Here is a 22,375-nt window from a genome sequence, read left to right as displayed (position 1 = left end):
TTACTCAATAATAGAGGTTTATGCTTAAATGTTTGTCGCCAGGTAATTAATTCAGCTCAGCTTTGGGCGGCAAATATCTTATAAATTTCTATTTAAAACTAACTCCCGGCGGCGATTTGCATTAAAATAGTAGTTAGAATTGCACCGTAAGTTCCTACTACATATCCAAAAACAGCCAGCAATACACCTACTGTGGCAAGTGAGGGGTGAAATGCTGCTGCAACCACGGGTGCAGAGGCTGCGCCTCCAACATTTGCCTGGCTTCCAACTGCAAGGAAAAAGTACGGAGCTTTAATAAGTTTTGCCGTTGTAAATAGAAAAATAACGTGAATAGACATCCATATTAAGCCAATACCTATTAGCCCAGGATTATCGAAAACCATTCCGAGGTCCATCTTCATACCAATGGTAGCTACAAGTATATAAATAAAAATACTTCCTATTTTACTGGCCCCGGCACCTTCATAAGTTTTTAGTTTTGTAAAGGAAAGACCAATTCCAATAGCTGTAGCGATGGTGATCATCCAGAAAAATGTAGAAGAAAAGGAAGAGAGTGCGCTTTTGCTATCCTGAAAAATTTCAAAATTAGAGGATAAGTATACCGATATTTCATCGGCACCCCAATGGGCAATTCCAACAGCAACAAAAGCAAGGGCTAACATCACCATGTAATCTGCTAAGCTGGGATTGCGGGTTACACTTTCAGCGTAAGTGGAGACTTTGTTTTTAAGTTCGGTTATTGCTGAATTATCAGCTTTTAGCCAGGTATCAATTTTTTCACTTTTTCCAATCCCCATTAGTAAACCTGCCATAAGTAAATTGGCAACTACTATATCTACCAGTACCATACCACCGTAGAGTTCAGGGTTGTATTCGTAAATTTCCAGCATCGCAGCCTGGTTGGCTCCCCCGCCAATCCAACTTCCCGCAATGGTAGATAGGCCACGCCAAATAGCATCGGGGCCAACACCGCCAACAGTTTCAGGAGAAATAGCTGAGACGATTAAAATAGCAAGTGGACCACCAACAATAATTCCCACGGTACCTGCAAAAAACATGATAAGAGCTTTTGGGCCAAGATTAAAAATTGCTTTTAAATCTATACTAAGGGTCATTAAAACCAGGGAAGCAGGTAAAAGATAACGGCTGGCCACAAAATAAAGCTGGGAGGTGCTGTCGTCTATTAATCCTAACGAATTAAAGATTGCAGGAATTAAATAGCACATTAAAAGTGCGGGAACAATAGCATAGAATTTTTTCCAAAAACCCTCTTTTTTGGATGAAGTGATAAACACAAAACCCAGGGCGAGCATTAAAAGTCCAAATACTATAGCATCATTGGTGAAAATAGGAGTATCTTCCATTAATAAAAGGTTTTAAACGGTGGCAAAATACAATTTTTCTTAAACTCTTTTTAGGGATTATCGTTAATCCTGTAGATAGGATTTAAACAGTTCTTGTAAGCTTTTAGCAACCCCGTCTTCTTTGCCGTTATGGGTTACAATATTAGCAACTTCCAGAACTTCTTTTCGGGCATTTCCAACTGCTACTCCCATACCCACACCATTTATCATTTCTACATCATTGTAATTATCACCAAAAGCAACACTTTCTTCAATGCTCAAGTTAAAATGGTTTTTTAGTAAAAACTGAATCGCCGTAAGTTTTGATACTTCTTTGTTCGCAATCTCAAGATAGGTAGATTTAGAACGGTATAAATGTAACTGATTGGGGAAGTTTTGGGATAAAAAGTCTTTAATTTTATCTATGTGGGCTTCATCACCCATGGCCATAATTTTGTGTGCTCCTTTGTTTTCATTTTTCCATGAAGCAAGAACATCGGTATTGGCTTTTATCACAGGTTTTACCTTAGTGTTGTTTTCTTCGCGTGCAGCCCATTGGTCGTATTCGGGAACATACCATTCATCTTTATGATACAGGCTTAAATGGCAATTGATGTTTTTGTTGAAATCACAAAGCTTATCTAATGTGTTAATTGGAATCTCAGTAGATGTTACCGCTTCACCATTTACTAATATCAAGCCGCCGTTATAGCAAATTATGGGTTGCTCGTTTATATCCAGATCTTCCTGAAGGTGTCTCATAGCCGCCGGCATTCGGGCTGAAATAAGTACAAACGGCAGTTCGTTTTTTAAGCTTTTTATGGTTGAAATGGTGGTAGGAGATAAAACTCTATCGTGGTTTAGTAAAGTTCCGTCAATGTCAGAAAAAACTATTTTATATTGCATTATTCTTCTTTTTTATTTTTTGGATGTCTATTTGCTTCTTTTAGTGCTTTATTTAGCATCCACTCAATTTGCCCATTGGTGCTCCTAAATTCATCAGCAGCCCATTTTTCAATGGCTTTTAGCATCTTTTCATCAACTCTAAGTGCGAATGCTTTTTTATTACTCATTTCTCTTTTCTTTCCAGATTTTTAATAAAATCGTTTAAAACCGGAATCAATTCGGGATGTAGGGGTAATTCAGGATTATTATAGGTCTGGTAGTTTTTAGTCAAATCATTAGAAACTATTTCACGAAAAACGTGGTTCATATTCTCAAGTAAAACAAATTCAGAATTTTTAGCTGCCTTATGTAGCATTTCAGCCTGTTTTTCGTTTACCTGAAGATCTCTTGTTCCGTTTATAATTAAGACAGGAATCTTAAGTTTAGCAATTTCGGCGCTGGGATCATAATTTATCCAGGAGGCTAGAAACTTTTGTGCAGAAGGATTAAACATATTACTGAATATTTTCGGGTATTCTTTAGTGCTGCCCATTTTCTTTATTTCATCAAAACTCCTTTGCAGTTCAGCTTTAAATTGGGGCAATTGTTTAGTAAGTTGTTCTACCAAAATACGGTCTATACTTTCGCCGGCCCCGGCTAAAGAAATAAATGCATCAGCATGGTCTTTTGCAGCTATCATTCCAATTAAAGAACCCTGGCTATGCCCGGCAATAATATAATTCCTGAACTTGTTTTCTTTTTTGAAATACCTCAGAATATTTTCTACATCGGTTATAAAGTCGGCAAAGATAATTGATTCTAAGCTTAATTCCTGAGCTTTAAGGCTTCGTTTATCGAATCTAAAACTTGCTATTTCGTATCCAGCTAATTGATGTGCTATTTTTTTAGCAAAATCACTTTGCATCCCGCTTTGGTTACCGTCACGATTTGTTAAGCCCGAGCCTTGAATAAAAATCAGCAATGAAGGATTTTCAACATCAGAAGGCAGCGTGAGAGTTCCATCAGTAAACTTGTCTATAGAAATCGCTTCTTCATAAAAGTTTGCCTCCTGGCCAAAAGCTACAGAGTTTGCGAGAAAAATTAAGAAAATGCTGAGTTTTAAGTTTTTCATTTTTTTTGGATAATCGAATGCTCCGAGGCTGGACTCGAAATAAAAAAATTTTGTATTCAAGACCTCGTGCGTTTGCCACGTGGTAATTTGCTTAGTGATTTAGTGTTCCGGCATTTACCACCGGGGTAGCATCTTTATCACCACAAAGTACCACCATTAAATTACTCACCATTGCGGCGCGACGTTCGGCATCAAGATCTACCAGTTCTTTTGCACTTAATTCGTGCAGAGCCATTTCAACCATTCCCACAGCGCCCTGTACAATTTTATGTCGAGCAGCTACAATAGCCGTAGCTTGTTGACGCTTTAGCATAGCGCTGGCAATTTCATTGGCGTAGGCCAGGTACCCAATTCTAGCTTCCAGAACTTCTATTCCGGCAATTTCTAGACGTTCTTCCAGTTCTTTTTCCAGGGCATCGCTTACTTCATTTACGCTAGACCGCAAGGTAATATCTTCATCTAAACCTTCATCTGCAAAATTATCATAAGGATAAAGGCTGGCAAGTTTTCTAACCGCAGCATCAGTTTGTACTACCACAAAATTTTCAAAGTCGTTTACATCGAAAGAGGCTTTGTAGGTATCGAGAACCCTCCATACCAGAATAGTGCTAATCATTACCGGATTTCCCAGTTTGTCGTTCACCTTTAAGCGTTCACTATCAAAATTTCTGGCCCTAAGCGAAATCTTTTTCTTGGTGTAAAAAGGATTTACCCAAAAAAGGCCGTTTTGTTTTACCGTTCCCTTATAATCTCCAAATAGTAGCAGTACCCTGGATTCATTTGGGTTTACCAGAATTAAACCGGGAAGAATAAATAATGCAACAATAGTTCCCGCAATGAACCAGGGGTTAGTGGTCATAGCAAAACTTATAATGCTTCCAAAGAATAATAGTAAAAAAACAAACAGCATTATATAACCGTTTGATGCCTTGAGTTCTTTTTCCTGAGTCATGATATTTTAAAATTGGTTGATATTAAAATGATATCATAAAAGTATTGTTTTAATTTTAAACTAAAAAAAGTTTTAACACATAAAAAATATGGCTTCATTATATTTGTAAAAATTCTACAGATGAAAAAAATAGTATTGTTTGTTTTTGTGTTATTTAGTATTAATGTGAGTTTTGCCAATGAAGCCGACTGGGGAAAAACAGGTCATCGTGCTACCGGTGAAATAGCTGAAAACTTTTTAAACAAAAAGGCCAAAAAGGCGATAAGTAAAATTTTAAACGGACAGGGTTTGGCCTTTGTAGCTAATTATGCCGATGACATTAAAAGTGATCCTGATTTTAGAAAATATGGTCCCTGGCATTATGTAAACCTGGCCCCGGATGAGGAAAAATATAACGAGAAAACTGCAAACCCTAAAGGAGATCTATATCAGGCTATTTTAAAATGTAAAGAGGTTTTAAAAAGCAAAGATGCAACCAAAGAAGAGAAACAATTCTACTTAAAAATGCTGGTGCATTTTGTAGGGGATTTACATCAACCTTTTCATGTAGGAAGAGGAGCCGATAAAGGCGGGAACGATATTCAGGTGCGCTGGTACAATAAGGGCTCTAATATTCATAGGGTTTGGGATAGCCAGATGATTGATTCGTACCAAATGAGCTATACAGAGCTTGCTGCGAATAGTCGTAAACTTAGTAGGGCACAAATAAAGGAAATTGAAAAAGGCGAAATTATAGATTGGGTTTATGAGTCTAGAGAAATGGCAAATGAACTATATGATTCTGTCGAAATAGGAGAGAAATTAGGCTATAAATATATGTATAACTATATGCCAGAAGTGCTACAGCAATTACAAAAAGGAGGCATACGTTTGGCGAAAATTTTAAACGATATATACGGTTAGATTACAATATAACTATTAAAAGGCCATTGTATAACCTTGTTTACAATGGCTTTTTAGTTTATTTTTCTGAATGTAAGATTAATTCTTGGTAGTACTTCTTTTTTAGTTTTTGGAAGTTGGTGTTTCCAAAAATGCTGCATCCTACCCTTCATAATTAACAGGCTTCCGTGGTTAAGATCAATACTTTCTTTTAAGTCTTTATTGGTTTTATGTTTAAGTTGAAATCTTCTAATGCCTCCAAAACTAATTGAAGCGATTACAGGATTTTTGCCTAAAACTTTCTCATCGTCGGCATGCCACCCCATACTATCGCTCCCGTCGCGGTAAAGATTGGCAAGGCAGGTGTTGAAGCTAAATCCTGAAAGCATTTCGGTTTTTTGTTTTAATTCCCATAATTCAGCTGAAAAATCCGTGGGGTTTAATTGTAACCCGGAGTAGGTATAGGAAATTCCTTTTTCAGCATAAAATGCAGTTAAGCGGGGTTGGGGGATTTCTTTTCCAAATAATTTAATATTTTGCTGCTGCCAGCGAATTTCATTTACTAATTTTTGGAACAATAAATCAGCTTTCTCTTTATTAACAAAATTGGGGAAATACTCCAGCTCGGCATCTGGCAAACTAAAAACTTCAGACTTCATTTCTTAAAATTGTAAATAGAACCAGGCCCAATATATAAGAAAAAATTGTAGTGGGATTCTTAGAATTAAAGCCCATTTAGGGATTCCTGCTCCTGCCTTTTTAGAAGAAAGCATGTAGAAATGAACCAGTAGGAACACTAGCAGCATTAATATTATTCCATATATCGCAAGATCTTTGGTAACCGGAAAAAATAATGAAAAACCAAGAAATATTTCGGCCAGGCCGCTTAATAAAACCAATGCTTTGTGAGCAGGTAAATAGCGTGGCATAATGCGCATATACATTTTTGGTTTAATAAAGTGAATTATTCCGGCTACGATATACATCGTGCCCATAAGATAAAGGTGCCAGGGATATTGCATTTTTTAAAGATAAAAATATATCTGAAAGGATTGTAGGTTTTATAGTATTATCTAACTTATACTGAAAATATTGCATATTTCCTAAAATTATAGTAGATTTATGGATTCTTCTATCTACTAACTTGCTGAAATATTGAAACATAATTACCCCTTAATTCTTTTTTGTTTACTAAGTGTTAATTTGCTTTTTGCGCAGAATACCGGGGCTATTTCTAAAGATAGCCTTGAGAGTTTAGTTGATATTACCAGAGAAAATCTGCTTAAATATAATTATAAAGATGGGGTAGAGAATGCTTATCTTCTTCTTGAAGGTGCCGAAAACTCTGATGCCGATTATTATAAGTTTCACGCTCATAATTATTTGGGTAATGCTTATAACCAATTAAAGGATAATCGAAGAGCAAAATCTAATTACCTAAAAGCCCTGGATATTGCCCACAATCTCGAGAACGATACTTTATTAATTTATATTTACAATAACCTTGGCAATGTATATGCTGAAGAAAAAGGTAGTGCAAAAAAAGGGATAGCTTATTACAATAGGGTAATTGATTTGGCCGACAGTTTGAAAATTCCCGATAAAAAATTAGCACCTACCATAAATATTGCCTGGACTTTTATAGATGATGGTAAATACTCACAAGCTTATCCTTACCTTAAAGAGTCTCTAAGGCTGTTAGGGGACATTAAGAATAATAACACTCGTTCTCAACTGTATATGTTGTTAGGAAGGTATCATCATAAAACAAATAAACTAGACTCTGCTAGCTATTATTTTACCCAGGGATTACAACTAGCAGAAGCAGATTCTTTAATATTGCCGGCATCTTTAATTTGTAAAGATTTTGCGGCTATGTTGTTTGAGAAAGGTGAGTTTGAAGCGGCTTATAAAAGCCTGGAAAAATATGATAATTATAAGGCACAGTTATTTGAAAAAGATAAGCTGGCACAAATTGAAGCTGCTAATGCGCGTTTTGATGTAAATGAGTACCGCCGTAATCTTGAAATTTCCAAAAAAGAACAGGCTTACCAGGATGAATTAATAAGTAGATCTACCGAGAAGATCCTAATTATGGTGGTAGCTTCCCTAATACTTATTATAACCCTACTTATCTTAAATAAGATTAATCAGGATAGAAAAAAGCTTATCCATCAATTAAAAGAAAAGAATAACCAACTGGTAGACGCCCGTGATAATGCAGAACGTCTCTCTAAATTGAAAACCGAGTTTTTCTCTACAGTTAGCCATGAGTTGCGTACACCATTGTATGGCGTGGTGGGATTAGCCTCTTTATTATTAGACGATAAAAGCCTGAAAAAACATGAAAGTGATTTAAAGTCTTTGAAATTTTCAGCCGATTATCTGCTCGCCCTTATTAACGATGTGTTACAAATGAATAAAATGGAGTCTAAACAGGTAAAACTGGAGAATATTCCATTTAATTTAAAGGAATTAGTACTCAGTATTGTGAATACTTTTGAGTTTACCCGACTTCAAAATAATAATAAAGTACATTACTTTATAGATGAAGATATACCGGAAAATTTAATTGGTGATCCTGTGCGTTTGTCCCAGATACTTATGAACCTTGTTGGTAATGCGGTGAAATTTACCGAGAATGGAGATATTTATATTAGTATAAAATTGCAGGCCAGGGTAGATGATAGGGCTGTTATATATTTTGAGGTTAAGGATAATGGAATTGGTATACCAAAAAGTAAACAAAAATTAATTTTCGAGGAGTTTTCACAACTTAGGGCAGCAAATTATAATTATCAGGGCACTGGGCTGGGCTTGCCTATTGTTAAACGTTTACTGGAATTGTTTAACTCTCAAATTCATTTAAAAAGTAAGGAAGGTGAAGGCGCACTTTTTTGCTTTAGTCTTAGTCTTAAAGAAGATAAGGCTCCTTCTAAAGAAGCGGGTTTTGCCCATGAAGTTTATCTCGATAACCTAAAACGAGTACAAAAAATTCTTGTTGTAGATGACAATAAAATAAACCAGGTAGTTACAAGAAGGATTCTTGAAAAGCAAAATTTTGAATGTATTGTAGCTTCAAATGGGGTGGAAGCTATTGAAAAGGCCTCTGCTGAAAATTTTGATCTAATATTAATGGATCTAAATATGCCGGGAATTAATGGTATGGAAACTACCGAGCGTATACGAGAATTTAATAAGTTGGTGCCAATTGTTGCCTTAACCGCTGTAGAAATAGAAGAGGTTAGAAATGAGATTTATGCTTCGGGGATGAACGATATTATTGTGAAACCTTATGATATAGAACGCTTCTACCAAATTGTTAACCGAAATTTGAGCGCTAATATTGAAGCTGTTTCTAAGAATTAAGCTTTTTATTCTCCGTATATCTTCCCAAACTTCTGTAAAATAAAAAGGCCTGGAAAGCTGTTTCTTTCGTCATCCTGAATCCGTTTCAGGATCTAAGATGTTAGAATCTGAAACAAATTCAGCTTGACGATTACAAGACTTTCCGGGCCTTTTATAGAGTTTCTTCCAAAAAAGAAATTACTTTACCATTTCAAAACTGCGTTTTACGAAATTGGTAAGTTCTTCTCCTTTAAGTAAATTTTGGGATAACCTGGCAAGATCTAACGAATGCTTAATTAAGCGATCCTGTTTCTTCTCGGTTTTAGTATTTAGAATCTCAGAAATCAAGGGGTGATTGGTATTTACCACTAAATTGTACATTTCAGGCATATTGCCCATACCAAACATACCCCCACCACCGGTTTGCTGCATCTCTTTCATTCGGCGCATAAATTCTGGCTGGGTAATTAGTAATGGAGCGGCATCACTATCCATGGCTTCCATTTGTATAGTATATTTTTCCTTCGGAATAACCCTTTCAAAATCTCCTTTTAGTTTCTCCTTTTCTTCATCAGAAAGTTTAGACACTTTTTCTTCATCTTTTTTGATGAGGTTATCTACCTGATCTGAGTCTACACGAACAAAAGAAATTTTCTCTTTTTCACCTTCCATTTTTTGAAGCAGGTGAGATATAATTGGAGAATCTAATAACAATACTTCATATCCTTTTGCTTTGGCCGCATCAATATAACTATGTTGCTCATCCTGGTTTGAAGCATATAATACCACAAGATTTCCATCCTTATCTGTTTGGTTATCTTTTATTTTCTCCTGCAATTCTTCAAATGTATAAAAAGCATTGTCTACGCTTGGATAAAGGGCAAACTTCTGCGCTTTTTCATAAAATTTATCCTCAGAAAGCATTCCGTATTCAATAACAATTTTAATATCGTTCCATTTTTGTTCAAAATCTTCACGATTGTTATTGAAAAGAGATTTTAGTTTATCGGCTACCTTACGGGTAATATAGCTGGAAATCTTTTTAACAGCACCATCGGCTTGCAGGTAAGAACGTGAAACATTTAAAGGAATGTCTGGAGAATCTATAACTCCGCGAAGCATAGTTAAAAATTCAGGAACAATTCCTTCAACATTATCGGTTACAAAGACCTGGTTTTGATATAGCTGAATTTTATCCTTCTGTATATTCATATCCTGCGTCATCTTAGGGAAGTAAAGAATTCCGGTAAGATTAAACGGGTAATCTACGTTTAAGTGAATATGGAATAAAGGATCTTCAAATTGCATAGGATACAATTCGCGGTAGAAATTTTTATAATCTTTATCCTCTAAATCGGTGGGCTGTTTTGTCCAGGCCGGTGCAGGATTATTGATAATATTGTCTACCGTTTTGGTCTCTGGTTTTGCATCTTCAGGCGCATCTTCGGGAAGGGGTAAAGTTTCTTCCTTAGTACCAAATTTAATTGGAACAGGCATAAACTTATTATACTTTACCAATAATTCCTGAATTCTGTTTTCTTCCAGAAACTCTTCATCTTCTTCGTTTATATGAAGAATAATTTCTGTTCCCCGCTCTTTTTTGTCGGCATCTTCAAGGGTAAAATCGGTTGTTCCTTCACATACCCAATGTGCAGCCTGTTCGTCTTTATAAGACTTGGTGATAATTTCTACTTTGTTGGCCACCATAAAAGCAGAGTAAAAACCAAGACCGAAATGGCCAATAATTCCGCTGTCTTTGGCCGTATCTTTATACTTTTCAAGAAACTCTTCAGCTCCAGAGAAAGCTACTTCGTTAATATATTTTTCAACTTCATCTTTAGTCATTCCAATTCCCTGGTCTATAACGTGAAGTTTCTTGCCTTCCTTATCTACTTTTACCTCAATAACCGGGTTACCGTATGCTACATCGGTCTCGCCAATATCGGTGAGGTGTTTTAATTTTAAGGTAGCGTCAGTCGCATTAGAGATTAACTCCCTTAAAAAGATCTCGTGATCACTGTAAAGAAATTTCTTTATCAGTGGAAAAATGTTCTCTACAGAAACATTGATTTTTCCGGTTGCCATATATGTTTGTTTTAATAAATTTTAATGTTCTCTTTTTATAGTCAAAAAAAATACCATTAAAACTACGCTGACAAACTGGCATAAGTTGTAATGTGAAATTGATGAAAGCGTCTAAACTCCTGAACTACAAATTAACCAATAAGATTTTTAACAAACATTTTGTTTAATATTATGAAATAAAGATTAAACAAAATTATATCTTTGAAGAAAGAAAATTAATTATGGCTACAGCAAAAAAATCAACAACAAAAAAAACGTTAGATAAAGATAAGCTTATTTCCCTATATATGGATTACGTGCTGGAGGAAGAGAAGCGTCCAAAAACGGTTTATAAATTTTGTAAGGAGAATAAGATGAAGGAGGAGGAATTTTACAATTTCTACGGAAGCTTAGAAGGTTTGCAAAAAGGAATTTGGGAGCGTTTTTACGAGCATACTATCAATGTACTTCAGAAAAGCCCTGAGTTTGAAACTTTTTCTAACCGCGAAAAAATGCTCACCTTTTTCTACACATTTTTTGAAATGCTAACCGCCAACAGAAGCTATGTTTTATTTTCTTTAAAGGAGCACGAGAACCAACTTAAAAACCTGCAGCAATTGAAAGGTTTAAGGAAAAATGTAAAATCTTTTGCGGCCGAGTTAATTGAGGATGCCAATGCAGAGAAAAACATTCAGGCATTGCAACAACCAGAAAAGATATTTTCGGAAGCGGCCTGGGTACAACTTATGTTCTTAATGAAATTTTGGATGGATGATAATTCTGCCCAATTTGAGAGCACCGATGTCGCTATAGAAAAGTCAGTGAATACGGTTTTTGATGTATTTGACAATACCCCGTTAGAAAGGGTAATAGATTTGGGGAAGTTTCTATGGAAAGAGAAAATGGCATAATAAAGCCTACATCTAATAACTATGAAAACAATAGATAAAATACCAACAGGTAAAATTGGCCGTACTTCAAAACTGATGCAAACAGGGGTGAAGCTAGGGGGCAATTATCTTAAATATTACAGTAAAAAAGCTTTTAATCCCGATTATACAAGAGATGAGTTAGACCAAAGCAATGCCGATGATATTTATGATAGTCTTAAAAGCTTAAAAGGAAGCGCGCTTAAAGTAGCGCAAATGCTTTCTATGGAAAAAAGCCTTTTACCCAATGCCTACGTAGAAAAATTTAGTTTGGCTCAATTTAGTGTGCCGCCGCTTTCTGCACCTTTGGTTAGAAAAACTTTTAAAAAATATAATGGGGCTTACCCTGAAGATTTATACGATAAATTTGCGAGTGAATCTGTTAATGCTGCCAGTATTGGTCAGGTTCATAAAGCCGAAAAAGATGGGAAAAAACTTGCTGTGAAAATTCAATATCCCGGTGTCGCAGATAGTATAAGTTCAGATTTGGCAATGGTAAAACCCATTGCTACCAGAATGTTTAATCTTCAGGGTAAAGATTCCGCAAAGTACTTTAAGGAGGTTGAAGGAAAATTATTGGAAGAAACCGATTATATCCTGGAGGTAAAACAGAGTAAAGAAATTTCTGAAGCCTGCGCACATATTCCTAATCTTAAATTTCCGAATTATTATGAAGAGTTGTCCAGTGAGCGAATTATTACGATGGACTGGATGAACGGAAAACATTTAAGTGAATTTTCAAAGGAAAATACCGACCAAAACAAAGCGAATAAGGTAGGGCAGGCTCTTTGGGATTTTTATATGTACCAGATGCACGGTTTAAAAGAAGTACACGCCGACCCGCATCCCGGAAACTTCCTTATTGATAAAGAGGCTAATCTAATTGCTATAGATTTTGGCTGTATTAAAAAAGTGCCCGAAGATTTTTATGTGCCTTATTTTGAATTGGCAAATAAAGAAAATATTAATAATCCGGAATTTTTTAATGCTAAGTTATTTGAACTGGAAATATTAAGGGAAGACGATTCAGAGCGTGAAATTAAATATTTTTCAGAGTTGTTTTATGAAATGCTCAGCTTATTTACAAGTCCATTTCATGAAGAGAATTTTGATTTTGCAGACGAAAGTTTTTGGAATTCAATTACAACTCTTAGCGAAAAATATAGCAAGGATACCGAATTGCGAAAAATGAATGGAAATAGGGGAAGTAAGCACTTTTTGTATATAAACCGCACCTTTTTTGGTTTATACAATTTATTGCACGATCTCCAGGCGAAGATAGAGGTTAATAAGTTCCGCAATTATATGTCATAGTTGTTGGTTTTATTTATTGGTTAGGTTGTGGAAGAGCGTTGTTACCATCCCTACATGGTAATAGCGCTTTTCCTATTTCCAAACCTAACTGACTTATGAAATAAAAAGGCTGTCTGGAAAGCTTTTAAAAACGTCATCCTGGATTTATTTCAGGACTAACAAGTCGATTACTATACTCAGGTTAGAAGCTGAAGACAAGTTCAACTTGACGGAAAAAAGCGTCCCAAACAGCCTAATTAATTATAGAGCCTAAAATTTTAATCTTTCATTTCCTCTGAAGCTTCAATATTTCCGGCTTCTTTTTTATTTTTCACATATTTTTCCAACCATTCATCCTGCTCCCAAAGCACATGCAAAACAGATTCTTTTGCGCTATACCCATGGCTTTCCTTTGGCAACATAACTAAACGTGCAGTAGCACCCAGCCCCTTTAAAGCGTTAAAATAACGTTCACTTTGCATAGGATAGGTACCTGAGTTATTATCGGCTTCCCCGTGAATCAATAAAAGAGGTGTTTTCATCTTATCGGCGTGCATAAAAGGAGACATATTGTAATAGACCTCGGGGGCTTCCCAATAACTTCTTTCTTCACTTTGAAATCCAAACGGAGTAAGGGTTCTGTTATAGGCACCACTTCTGGCAATGCCTGCAGCAAATAAATTAGAATGTGATAATAAGTTGGCAGTCATAAATGCACCATAACTATGGCCACCTACGGCAACACGATCCCTATCTACGTAACCCATTTCGGCAACCGCATCTATAGCCGCTTTTCCGTTTGCTACCAACTGCTCTCTAAAACTATCGTTGGGTTCCTCCTCACCTTCTCCAATAATAGGAAAAGCCGCATCATCTAACACCACATAACCACGATTCACCCAATAAATTGGCGAACCATAATAAGGGTACGTGAAGTCGTTTGCATTTGAAGTATTCTGTGAAGCCGAATTTTTATCCTTGTATTCTCTTGGGTAAGCCCAAACGATCATAGGATGTTCTTCGGGATTTTCTTTGTCAAATCCGGCAGGAAGATAAAGTGTTCCGTTTAATTCTAATCCATCTTCGCGTTCGTAAGTAATTACTTCTTTGCTTACATTTTCAAGGCTTTTAAAAGGATTTTCGAATGAAGTAATTTGGGTGATATCATCCTTTTTGTCAATATCCCTAATATAATAATTGGGATATTCGGTGGCCGATTCGATTCTTACCAGGATTTCCCCTTTTTCAATATCTAAAGCTTCTACAAGGGTTTCTTTTTTATCGTTATAATCAGATTGGTATAAACGTTCGGTTTTGCCATTTTCCAAATCTATTTTATCGGCAAAAGGGAATTGACCTTCCTCGCTATAACCTGCGCCCAGTAAGAAAGCATCTTCATCATCCAGTTTTAAAATACTTTGCCCGAATTCGTTTTTGGTAGTCACAAATCTTCCCGGGTCGCTGTAACGATCCTGATAGTTTCTATCAAAAATTATTTCAGGTGTTTCTGATGGTTTAGAGGGATTAAAGACGTAAGTCCTGGTATTACGGGTATTCCACCAATAATCGTTTGCTATGGCAATTTCATCATTGCCCCAGGTAATCCCTGAAAAACGATCTTTGGTTTTAAGGATTGAATTTCCTTCACCGCTAAAGGGCGCTTCTAAAACAAAAACTTCATCCCTAAATTCTACTTCAACCTCAGGATCTCCTTCGTCTAAGGCTTTTACATAAATCAGGCTGGCCGGTTTATCGCTACGCCACTGTAAATTTCTTCTTCCGGTTTGGGTAGCCATAAAGCCTTTGGGAAGATCTTCCAATAAGGGCTCTTCGTTAACTTTGTTTACCAGTTCTCCGTTTGCAGTAAAAATGTTTGTTTCTGAAGGGAACCTGTAATAAGGAACCAAATAAGAAAATGGCTTTTTAATATGGTTCACCATTATATATTCCCCATTGGGAGAAAACGAAATGCTACTATACATTTTAGCATCCATCCATTTTTCTGAAGTACCGTCCAGGTTTACTTTTACCAATTCTGAACGTGCCAATTGCTCAAAATTATATTCGTCGTTTGGGTTTTTAAGTAAATCCTGGTAAGTTCGATTTTGCGCTTTTTCTCCATCGCTTACAGAAATAGTGGGACCCGTGGGAACCGCAGTTTCAGTATCTATTAAATCTTTACGATCTTCAGGAAGCATTTTCACCAAAATTGAAGAATTATCTTTAAACCAGTTTGTTACATCCCGCATATTAGCATTAAGCTTTGCTTCGGTTAATTTTTGTGCCCTGGCATCTTTAAGGTGTAATACCCAAAGTTCTACTCCTTTATTGCTAGTATGGGTGAAAGCTATTTTCGATTCATCTGGAGACCAACTAAAATTAGCTAAACGAGCATTTTCTGGTAAGCCTTTTACCTGGGTGGCACTTTTTGCATCAATAGACTTTACCTTTAAGTTCTTATAATATCTTGCCCGGCTATTTATATTGGTAACGGGGTTAATTCGTAATCCGCCAAGTCTTAATTCTTCTTCGCTAAGCTCGGCGATAGACTTATATTGATCGCGATATAGAAATACCATCATTTCACCGTCACTATCTAAAATAGTTGAAGGGGCCAGGGGTACATCTACCAGTTCAAGAATCTCTTTGGGTGGTTTTTGGTAAGTTAAGTCTTCCTGGGCAATGAGTGCAGGAAAGCATAGCATAAAGCTAAAAATACTTAAGATAGTTTTTTTCATAAATGTGTGGTTTTTAAAATGGAATAAAAATGTGTAAAAGCATAATACTACTAATATTAACCCGATAATAAAGATTTAAATGTCTCATTAGCGCGGGTTATTTATTATATTGTATTCTTCATTTTTATTACATTTAATTCGACTAAAGTCTAAATATACTAAACAATAGAATATGTATCAATCTAAAATAGCCGGAGTTGGGAGTTATGTGCCAGAAAATGTTGTTACTAACGATGATTTGGCGAAAGTTATGGACACCAACGATGAGTGGATTCAGGAAAGAACCGGAATAAAAGAACGGCGTCATATTAAAAAGGGCGATGGTAATTCTACCGCTATCATGGGTGTAAAAGCTGCTAAAATTGCTATTGAGCGTGCTAAAATTGATAAGGATGATATAGACCTTATTGTATTTGCTACCCTAAGCCCCGATTATTATTTCCCAGGTTGTGGCGTTCAGGTACAGGAAATGTTGGATATTAATACCTGCCCGGCTTTAGATGTAAGAAACCAATGTAGTGGTTTTATATATGCGCTTTCAACGGCCGATCAATTTATAAAAACCGGAATGTATAAGAATGTACTGGTTATTGGTAGCGAGAACCATAGTGGTGGACTTGATTTTACTACGCGTGGTCGCTCGGTTTCTGTGATTTTTGGGGATGGAGCGGGAGCAGTGGTCCTAACCAGAAGTGACCATAACGGTGAGGGAATTCTCTCTACCCATTTGCATTCTGAAGGAAAACACGCCTTGGAACTTTCTTTAAAAGGACCAAGTACAGAGCATTGGGTTCCTGAGATTATAGCTGAAAATCCGCAGGGAGACGATATCCCTTATTATCCTTATATGAATGGTCAATTTGTTTTTAAAAATGCGATTCAGCGATTTTCTGAAGTGATTATGGAAGGATTAAACGCCAATGGCCTGGAAGTTAAGGATATTGATATGCTAATACCACATCAGGCAAATTTGCGTATTTCCCAATATATTCAACAGAAATTTAAATTAAGCGATGATCAGGTTTATAACAATATTCAGAAATACGGAAATACCACTGCGGCATCTATTCCTATTGCGTTATGCGAAGCCTGGGAGAAAGGAAAAATTAAAGATGAGGATGTAGTAGTGCTTGCTGCTTTTGGTAGCGGATTTACCTGGGCAAGTGCGGTTATAAGTTGGTAAAGCTAATGTTGTTGATCTTAATAAATAAAAAAATGCTGTCTTTAAGCCTGTTTATTTAAAGACAGCATTTTTTATTGGTATACATTTTTAGTTATACTTTTTTAAAGTATCTAAAAAGGTCGTAAATCCCAAAAACAATAAAGCCAACTGCCAGAATAGATCCAAAATTATCGGTTTCTGCGGCTGTTAAGTGGGTGTAGAGCCTATAAGTACCGTATACAAGAAAAATAATTCCCAATATTAAGTACCACTTGTTGCGTTTTCCTCCTTTGAGGTTACTCATCTTTATAATCTTTTGGGAAGGTTGTTTTTGCTATTTTTAAAGCTTCGTCAAAATGATTTCTTACTACAAACAGCTGTACCTGCCCCGGTAAACCGCCACCAAATCCGGCGCGCAAGCCCGAATCAAAATCATTTCTAACCCGGGAAGAAATTCCGGCTTTATCAAAAATTTCCTGCAAGTATTGAACATTGGTTTCAGAACCTGTATACACGCGTTCGTAAGATTCTTTTGAACTCATAATTTCTAGTTTTTAGTCCTATCTAAAGTACAAACTAAAATATAGCTCAAAGCTTATTTTAAATAGAGTTTAACGTTCTAGGCATTATAATACTTACTTTGCCAAATAGCTGAGCTAAAATTCTTTCCTTTCTTAATACCGTAAAAAATAGACAAACCCGCTACCCATTTAAATACAAAGAAAAATATAATAAAGAATTGTGTGGTGGTTTGCTGGGGAGAGAAAAGTCCGTCCGGGATGAGCAACGCAAGTAAAAAGCTAAAACCAAGCAAGACAAGTGTAAAATTTTCAAGATGCCTAAAAGGCCACATGATTAACTTTCTAAAAGGATGAAGATCGTTGCCCCATTTATGTACCAGGTAGAAATAATCGTTTCCCATGGGCACGAAAAGTAAGGGGTCGTCGGCATTTTCCAGTTTAAATAGCTTAGAAGGAGCTACAATTTTAAAGCCTTTTAAAGCAATTTGCTGTTCTTTTTCTAAAGCCTTGATTTTAGAAAGTACCTCGTAAGGAATTTCCCCTTTAAAATAACTACTGTCTAAAAAGCGCAGGCGATAATCTATACATAATCTTTCAATATCTGAAAGATGAAATATTCTATGACTCTCCAATAAATCGAGGTTGAGGCTATTTATTTCATCATTACCTGTATAGATTTCATTTAGAATCTTGTCGTCTTTCTTTGCTTCTTTTTCAAAAATATCCTGTACTTGTTGTAATATATTTTCAGTAGAGATTCTTTTTTCACGAGACTTGTGCAATTGTACTTCAAGATTGGTACGTGGCAGATTTACTTTCAACTTCATTTTCTTTTTCTTTAGCATCTGTCACTAAATTAAGTAATTAAGATGATTTCTGCAATCCTATTTTCACTCTATAGTCTTTCATGTTAAACCTATCACAATTAGATGTTTTTTAAAAATGTTTAATCTAAATAAAAATAAATTAGACAAATATTAAAACAAGCGGGTTCTTAAAAAAATGCTAAATCGTACATTCAAAAAAACCGAAGCATTTTTTATCTCGTTTATATCATAAACCATTTAAAAACTTTATTATGAAAAATTTAAAATTATTAGGATTTTTTTGTTTTCTATTTATTGGTGGGACTTTAATAGCCCAGAACGGATCTACTATGGTGGGTGGTGCAGAGATGTATCCCAGCAAGAATATTGTAGAGAATGCCTCGCAGTCTAAAGATCATACCACTCTAGTGGCGGCAGTGAAGGCTGCAGGTTTAGTTGAAACATTACAAAGTGAAGGTCCTTTTACCGTATTTGCCCCTACCAACACCGCATTCGAAAAATTACCTGCCGGAACTGTAGAAACATTGTTGAAGCCAGGAAACAAAGAAAAATTACAGGCTGTACTTACGTACCACGTTATTGCCGGCGATTTTAAGGCTAAAGATGTGGTAGCAGCTATTAAAAATGCCGATGGTAAAGCTACTTTTGAAACTGTACAAGGTGGAAAACTTTATGCAATGATGGAAAACGGTAAAGTAAAACTTAAAGATGCCTCAGGAAACGTAGCTACTGTGACACAGGCAGATGTTAATCAATCGAACGGAGTTGTTCATGTGATTGATACTGTAATTTTGCCCGGGAAATAGATTGTTTTTGAAAAAGAAAAATTAGGGCTGCCTGAAAAGATCTTAAAATCGCCATATTAATTTTATTTCAATATCTAATTTGCTTACAATCAATAAGTAATTTAGAAGCTGAAAAATGTTAAGCTTGATCGAAATGGACTTTTTAGACAGCTCTTTTTTGTTAATAAAATATCAAAGGAGCTAGAAGCTTTTTATAGTTCTCGGGGAAGATGTAATTTGCTCGCAAAATTGAAATTTATGAAGAAAATACAACTATTTATTACCTTAATTTTGGCGGGAGCCTTTATGATATCTTGTGGCTCTGGAAGCAACATTTCTAAAGATGCTGCCAGAAAATTAAAAGATTATAATACCTATTCTTTTTTGCCCAATAAAGATACAATTAAAGATAGATCGTATAATAACCATCGCATTCACGAGCTTATTATTTCTACAATTAACAATAACATGTCTGCCGAAGACTATGCCATAGATAATAGCAGGCCAGATGTGTTGGTGTATATTCATCCAATGTTTGATGAACGAGTAGCCGATGTTAATGCCGATCCTGTATATACAAATTTTTCCTATTACCGCCCGGGACTTTACATAGGTGATTATTATACAGATTATACCTACGATAATTACTTTACCATACAACGAATTACAGCAGGTGGGGAGATTAAACAAATACCTTACAAAGAGAAATCTATTGTTATAGATTTTATAGACAGAAAAACCAATCAAATTTTATGGCGTGGAACTGCCAATGAAGAAATTGGCTCAAAAAGATGGGAAAGGGATATAAGAAATTATATAGATGAAATTTTTAAAGAATTTCCTTAATTTTCTTTAATCCAGAATTAAAATTGGCTGTTTAAATATTCCGAACGTCACTCTAAACTTGTTGCAGAATCTAAGTAAAATGGCACCTGATTCAAATTAGAACCTGAAATAAATTCAGGTTGACGTAAGATCGAGACTTAAACAGCCAATTTTATATATAATTATCTCAATTCAGCCTGAAGTTCTTCTTCAAATCTATGCTGAAGTTTTTTCATCATTTTATCTACCTGTTTGTCGGTAAGGGTTTTGTTTTCATCTCTAAACTTGAAACTTACCGCATAACTTTTCTTCCCTTCCGGAAGGTTGTTCCCCTGGTAAACATCAAAAAGATCTACTTCTTTAAGAAGTTTCTTCTCTGTTTTTAGAGCGATCTCTTCAATTTCATTATAGGAAATATTATTATTTAATAGAAGGGCAAAATCACGTCTTACCTCAGGATATTTTGGAATGGCCTTAAAGCTGGTCTTTCTATTCTTTGTTACTTCCAACAGGGCATCCCAATTAAAATCGGCATACAATACCTCCTGGTCAATATCAAAATGCTTTAATACTTTTTTCCGAATTACCCCAAAGGCAACCAAATTATTCTTAGCCGATGAGTAAACAAGCCCTTCAGAAAATACATCAGATTTTACTGCCGAAGATTTTAAACTATCAATTCCCAATCTCTGGAAAATAGACTGAATAACACCTTTTAATAAGAAGAAATCGGTTTTACCTAGATTAGAGTTCCAACGTTCCGCACTTCGGTCTCCGCTAATAAAAATAGAAAGATGTTTGTTTTCTACTCGGCTACCATTAAAATCGTGGTAAGTTTTACCGAATTCAAATAGTTTTAGGTTGCTGCGTTTTCTGTTTATATTATAGCTTACAGACTCCAGGCCCGAGTATAGCATAGACTGGCGTAGCACTGATAAATCCTGACTTAATGGATTTAACATTTCTACATTGTGAGAGGTGTTTAATTGTTCGCTTAACTCCGAGTAGGTTGGGGAAGTTAAAGAATTGGCCATAGTTTCGTAAAAACCCTGTCCTACCAGTTGGTTGGCAATTAAATTTTGAACCCGGTAATCTTCAAATTTAGAAGAATTGGCAACCGAAGCATTTAATTTGTCACCAAACTTAATATTGTTATAGCCATAAACCCTTAAGATTTCCTCAATCACATCGGCTTCTCTCTGTACATCTACACGATAAGATGGGATGGTAAGTCCCATTCCTGTTTCGGTAACATTGTTTACCCGAATTTCCAGAGATGCCAGTATAGATTTAATTGTTTCTTGTTGCAGGTTTTCTCCAATAAGCTTGTTTACCTTGTCAAAGGTTAGAAAAACCTGGAAATCTTCAATTTTCTTGGGGTATAAATCATCTATATCACTGGTAATTTCACCGCCCGCAATTTCCTTAATTAAAAGAGCAGCACGTTTTAAAGCATACTCGGTGATATTAGGGTCAATACCTCTTTCAAATCTAAAAGAAGCATCGGTATTAAGGCCGTGCCTTTTTGCTGTTTTTCTAACACTAACCGGGTTAAAATAAGCACTTTCTAAAAATATTTGTGTGGTAACATCGGTTACTCCGCTAGATGCCCCGCCAAATACACCGGCAATACAAAGTGGCTTTTCGGCATCACAAATCATAAGGTCTTCTTCGTGAAGTTCTCGTTCTACATCATCTAAGGTGATAAATTTAGTCCCTTTTTCTAATGTTTTTACGTTAATTTCATTTCCGGCAATTTTTCCGGCATCAAAGGCATGCAGAGGCTGGCCCAGCTCGTGCATAACATAGTTGGTAGCATCTACCACATTATTTTTCGGGCTTAGCCCAATAGCTTTTAACCTGTTTTGAAGCCATTTTGGAGATTCTTCTACTTTTAGGCCAGAAATTGTTACTCCACAATACCTTGGTGCAAGTGCAGAATCTTCAACCTGAATTTGAATTTTAAGGCTTCTACTATCTACATGAAAACTACTAACTGATGGAGTAATAAGTTCCAGGTTTTTACCTTGTTGCGTATAACCGGCCTTAAGGTCTCTGGCAACGCCCCAGTGGCTCATAGCGTCTGCACGGTTTGGTGTTAGGCCAATCTCAAAAACCTGATCGTTTTCCACTTCAAAAATTTCGGCTACGGGAGTACCTGGAATAAGGTCTTCTTTCATAACCATAATTCCTTCATGACTTTGTCCAAGACCAAGTTCTTTTTCTGAACAAATCATTCCAAAACTGGCTTCGCCTCTAATTTTCCCTTTTTTAATAGGCCAGGCATCTCCTTTTTCATCATACAGCACGGTGCCAATAGTGGCAACCGGAACTTTTTGTCCCGCGGCAATATTGGGTGCGCCGCAAACAATTTGTACCTGTTCTCCATTACCAAGATCTACAGTTGTAATTTGTAATTTATCGGCATTAGGATGACTTTTACATTCTAACACGTGCCCAACCACAATTCCTTCAAGACCGCCTTTAATACTTTGAAAACTATTTAGGCCTTCTACCTCAAGACCAAGATCGGTAAGTAACTCCCCGGTTGTTTCCGGAGTTTCAGAAAGTTTAATGAATTGCTTAAGCCAGTTATATGAAATTTTCATGTCTCAATATTTTCAGTTGGCAAAGATAGTATTACGAATAGTTTTGACATAATTTCAAATTTTAATTTTATGACTTATTT

20 protein-coding genes are annotated in these 22,375 nt (G+C 36.0%); 7 read left to right on the top strand and 13 right to left on the bottom strand.

The window, feature by feature from the left end; translation table 11 throughout:
- Positions 1 to 98 precede the first annotated feature (98 nt).
- The 5 genes from I6U49_RS07805 to I6U49_RS07785 all read right to left on the bottom strand — a co-directional run bounded on the left by I6U49_RS07805 (position 99) and on the right by I6U49_RS07785 (position 4,312).
- A complete protein-coding gene (locus I6U49_RS07805; RefSeq protein WP_193710531.1) occupies positions 99 to 1,364 on the bottom strand; it encodes a DUF819 family protein in 1,266 nt (421 codons plus the stop codon).
- 63 nt (positions 1,365 to 1,427) lie between these two features.
- A complete protein-coding gene (locus tag I6U49_RS07800) occupies positions 1,428 to 2,249 on the bottom strand; it encodes an HAD family hydrolase (protein WP_198628243.1) in 822 nt (273 codons plus the stop codon).
- Positions 2,249 to 2,416, bottom strand: coding sequence for an Arc family DNA binding domain-containing protein (locus I6U49_RS07795; protein WP_070053311.1), 168 nt, complete (start codon positions 2,414 to 2,416; stop codon positions 2,249 to 2,251). Before I6U49_RS07795 ends, I6U49_RS07800 begins: the two co-directional genes overlap by 1 nt.
- On the bottom strand, positions 2,413 to 3,360 hold the full coding sequence (locus tag I6U49_RS07790; protein WP_198628242.1) for an alpha/beta hydrolase family protein: 948 nt from the start codon (positions 3,358 to 3,360) through the stop codon (positions 2,413 to 2,415). The genes I6U49_RS07795 and I6U49_RS07790 overlap by 4 nt, the downstream gene beginning before the upstream one ends.
- A 91-nt stretch (positions 3,361 to 3,451) precedes the next feature.
- Entirely contained in the window at positions 3,452 to 4,312 is an 861-nt protein-coding gene (locus I6U49_RS07785) for an SPFH domain-containing protein (RefSeq protein ID WP_198628241.1), read from the bottom strand.
- Between the two features lie 120 nt (positions 4,313 to 4,432).
- Here I6U49_RS07785 and I6U49_RS07780 point away from each other — a divergent pair, with 120 nt between their 5' ends.
- Positions 4,433 to 5,215 carry a S1/P1 nuclease gene (locus tag I6U49_RS07780; RefSeq protein ID WP_198628240.1) on the top strand — a complete coding sequence of 261 codons (783 nt, stop codon included), beginning with the start codon at positions 4,433 to 4,435 and terminating at the stop codon, positions 5,213 to 5,215.
- A gap of 53 nt (positions 5,216 to 5,268) precedes the next feature.
- On the opposite strand, the gene I6U49_RS07775 is transcribed toward I6U49_RS07780, so the two are convergent.
- Together I6U49_RS07775 and I6U49_RS07770 are read right to left on the bottom strand one after the other, a co-directional pair.
- Positions 5,269 to 5,853: an alpha-ketoglutarate-dependent dioxygenase AlkB family protein gene (locus I6U49_RS07775; RefSeq protein WP_198628239.1), complete on the bottom strand. Its 585-nt coding sequence runs from the start codon at positions 5,851 to 5,853 to the stop codon at positions 5,269 to 5,271.
- Positions 5,854 to 5,856: 3 nt separating this feature from the next.
- Positions 5,857 to 6,216 carry a DoxX family protein gene (locus I6U49_RS07770; RefSeq protein WP_198628238.1) on the bottom strand — a complete coding sequence of 120 codons (360 nt, stop codon included), beginning with the start codon at positions 6,214 to 6,216 and terminating at the stop codon, positions 5,857 to 5,859.
- A 181-nt stretch (positions 6,217 to 6,397) separates the two neighbouring features.
- Between I6U49_RS07770 and I6U49_RS07765 the strand changes: the two genes are divergently transcribed.
- The gene (locus I6U49_RS07765; protein ID WP_198628237.1) at positions 6,398 to 8,563 is read left to right on the top strand and encodes a response regulator; all 2,166 of its coding nucleotides are present in this window, start codon (positions 6,398 to 6,400) and stop codon (positions 8,561 to 8,563) included.
- Positions 8,564 to 8,740: 177 nt separating this feature from the next.
- Here the strand turns inward: I6U49_RS07765 and htpG are convergent, their stop codons facing one another.
- Complete coding sequence (htpG, locus tag I6U49_RS07760; RefSeq protein WP_198628236.1) at positions 8,741 to 10,627, bottom strand: molecular chaperone HtpG; 1,887 nt, start codon at positions 10,625 to 10,627, stop codon at positions 8,741 to 8,743.
- A 221-nt stretch (positions 10,628 to 10,848) separates the two neighbouring features.
- Between htpG and I6U49_RS07755 the strand changes: the two genes are divergently transcribed.
- On the top strand, positions 10,849 to 11,517 hold the full coding sequence (locus I6U49_RS07755) for a TetR family transcriptional regulator C-terminal domain-containing protein (RefSeq protein WP_193710539.1): 669 nt from the start codon (positions 10,849 to 10,851) through the stop codon (positions 11,515 to 11,517).
- A 21-nt stretch (positions 11,518 to 11,538) separates the two neighbouring features.
- The gene (locus tag I6U49_RS07750; protein ID WP_198628235.1) at positions 11,539 to 12,849 is read left to right on the top strand and encodes an ABC1 kinase family protein; all 1,311 of its coding nucleotides are present in this window, start codon (positions 11,539 to 11,541) and stop codon (positions 12,847 to 12,849) included.
- A gap of 257 nt (positions 12,850 to 13,106) precedes the next feature.
- Here I6U49_RS07750 and I6U49_RS07745 read toward each other — a convergent pair whose 3' ends face one another.
- On the bottom strand, positions 13,107 to 15,566 hold the full coding sequence (locus I6U49_RS07745; RefSeq protein ID WP_198628234.1) for a S9 family peptidase: 2,460 nt from the start codon (positions 15,564 to 15,566) through the stop codon (positions 13,107 to 13,109).
- A 172-nt stretch (positions 15,567 to 15,738) separates the two neighbouring features.
- Here I6U49_RS07745 and I6U49_RS07740 point away from each other — a divergent pair, with 172 nt between their 5' ends.
- Positions 15,739 to 16,749: a 3-oxoacyl-ACP synthase III family protein gene (locus I6U49_RS07740; RefSeq protein WP_198628233.1), complete on the top strand. Its 1,011-nt coding sequence runs from the start codon at positions 15,739 to 15,741 to the stop codon at positions 16,747 to 16,749.
- Positions 16,750 to 16,840: 91 nt separating this feature from the next.
- Here the strand turns inward: I6U49_RS07740 and I6U49_RS07735 are convergent, their stop codons facing one another.
- The 3 genes from I6U49_RS07735 to I6U49_RS07725 form a co-directional block, all read right to left on the bottom strand.
- Complete coding sequence (locus I6U49_RS07735) at positions 16,841 to 17,032, bottom strand: hypothetical protein (protein ID WP_193710543.1); 192 nt, start codon at positions 17,030 to 17,032, stop codon at positions 16,841 to 16,843.
- A complete protein-coding gene (locus I6U49_RS07730; RefSeq protein ID WP_198628232.1) occupies positions 17,025 to 17,270 on the bottom strand; it encodes a putative signal transducing protein in 246 nt (81 codons plus the stop codon). The genes I6U49_RS07735 and I6U49_RS07730 overlap by 8 nt, the downstream gene beginning before the upstream one ends.
- Before the next feature lie 77 nt (positions 17,271 to 17,347).
- Positions 17,348 to 18,076, bottom strand: coding sequence for a hypothetical protein (locus I6U49_RS07725; protein ID WP_198628231.1), 729 nt, complete (start codon positions 18,074 to 18,076; stop codon positions 17,348 to 17,350).
- A 251-nt stretch (positions 18,077 to 18,327) separates the two neighbouring features.
- Between I6U49_RS07725 and I6U49_RS07720 the strand changes: the two genes are divergently transcribed.
- Positions 18,328 to 18,882 (top strand): fasciclin domain-containing protein, encoded by a 555-nt coding sequence (locus I6U49_RS07720; protein WP_198628230.1) that lies wholly within the window; start codon positions 18,328 to 18,330, stop codon positions 18,880 to 18,882.
- Positions 18,883 to 19,119: 237 nt separating this feature from the next.
- Positions 19,120 to 19,707: a DUF4136 domain-containing protein gene (locus I6U49_RS07715; RefSeq protein WP_232804666.1), complete on the top strand. Its 588-nt coding sequence runs from the start codon at positions 19,120 to 19,122 to the stop codon at positions 19,705 to 19,707.
- Between the two features lie 161 nt (positions 19,708 to 19,868).
- On the opposite strand, the gene pheT is transcribed toward I6U49_RS07715, so the two are convergent.
- The gene (gene pheT / locus I6U49_RS07710; protein ID WP_198628228.1) at positions 19,869 to 22,295 is read right to left on the bottom strand and encodes a phenylalanine--tRNA ligase subunit beta; all 2,427 of its coding nucleotides are present in this window, start codon (positions 22,293 to 22,295) and stop codon (positions 19,869 to 19,871) included.
- Positions 22,296 to 22,375: the final 80 nt, after the last annotated feature.

Source organism: Salegentibacter maritimus (assembly GCF_016236915.1).
Taxonomy (GTDB): Bacteria; Bacteroidota; Bacteroidia; order Flavobacteriales; family Flavobacteriaceae; genus Salegentibacter; species Salegentibacter maritimus.
This window is presented reverse-complemented; position numbering and strand designations above follow the sequence as displayed.

Excerpts from the sequence above, each read along its gene's own strand:
- I6U49_RS07800 (WP_198628243.1), bottom strand. The coding sequence starts at position 2,249 with ATGCAATATAAAATAGTTTTTTCTGACATTGACGGAACTTTACTAAAC.
- I6U49_RS07745 (WP_198628234.1), bottom strand. The coding sequence starts at position 15,566 with ATGAAAAAAACTATCTTAAGTATTTTTAGCTTTATGCTATGCTTTCCT.
- I6U49_RS07755 (WP_193710539.1), top strand. The coding sequence starts at position 10,849 with ATGGCTACAGCAAAAAAATCAACAACAAAAAAAACGTTAGATAAAGAT.
- I6U49_RS07735 (WP_193710543.1), bottom strand. The coding sequence starts at position 17,032 with ATGAGTAACCTCAAAGGAGGAAAACGCAACAAGTGGTACTTAATATTG.
- I6U49_RS07785 (WP_198628241.1), bottom strand. The coding sequence starts at position 4,312 with ATGACTCAGGAAAAAGAACTCAAGGCATCAAACGGTTATATAATGCTG.
- htpG (WP_198628236.1), bottom strand. The coding sequence starts at position 10,627 with ATGGCAACCGGAAAAATCAATGTTTCTGTAGAGAACATTTTTCCACTG.
- I6U49_RS07805 (WP_193710531.1), bottom strand. The coding sequence starts at position 1,364 with ATGGAAGATACTCCTATTTTCACCAATGATGCTATAGTATTTGGACTT.
- I6U49_RS07750 (WP_198628235.1), top strand. The coding sequence starts at position 11,539 with ATGAAAACAATAGATAAAATACCAACAGGTAAAATTGGCCGTACTTCA.
- I6U49_RS07720 (WP_198628230.1), top strand. The coding sequence starts at position 18,328 with ATGAAAAATTTAAAATTATTAGGATTTTTTTGTTTTCTATTTATTGGT.
- pheT (WP_198628228.1), bottom strand. The coding sequence starts at position 22,295 with ATGAAAATTTCATATAACTGGCTTAAGCAATTCATTAAACTTTCTGAA.
- I6U49_RS07775 (WP_198628239.1), bottom strand. The coding sequence starts at position 5,853 with ATGAAGTCTGAAGTTTTTAGTTTGCCAGATGCCGAGCTGGAGTATTTC.
- I6U49_RS07795 (WP_070053311.1), bottom strand. The coding sequence starts at position 2,416 with ATGAGTAATAAAAAAGCATTCGCACTTAGAGTTGATGAAAAGATGCTA.
- I6U49_RS07730 (WP_198628232.1), bottom strand. The coding sequence starts at position 17,270 with ATGAGTTCAAAAGAATCTTACGAACGCGTGTATACAGGTTCTGAAACC.
- I6U49_RS07770 (WP_198628238.1), bottom strand. The coding sequence starts at position 6,216 with ATGCAATATCCCTGGCACCTTTATCTTATGGGCACGATGTATATCGTA.
- I6U49_RS07715 (WP_232804666.1), top strand. The coding sequence starts at position 19,120 with ATGAAGAAAATACAACTATTTATTACCTTAATTTTGGCGGGAGCCTTT.
- I6U49_RS07725 (WP_198628231.1), bottom strand. The coding sequence starts at position 18,076 with ATGAAGTTGAAAGTAAATCTGCCACGTACCAATCTTGAAGTACAATTG.
- I6U49_RS07780 (WP_198628240.1), top strand. The coding sequence starts at position 4,433 with ATGAAAAAAATAGTATTGTTTGTTTTTGTGTTATTTAGTATTAATGTG.
- I6U49_RS07740 (WP_198628233.1), top strand. The coding sequence starts at position 15,739 with ATGTATCAATCTAAAATAGCCGGAGTTGGGAGTTATGTGCCAGAAAAT.
- I6U49_RS07790 (WP_198628242.1), bottom strand. The coding sequence starts at position 3,360 with ATGAAAAACTTAAAACTCAGCATTTTCTTAATTTTTCTCGCAAACTCT.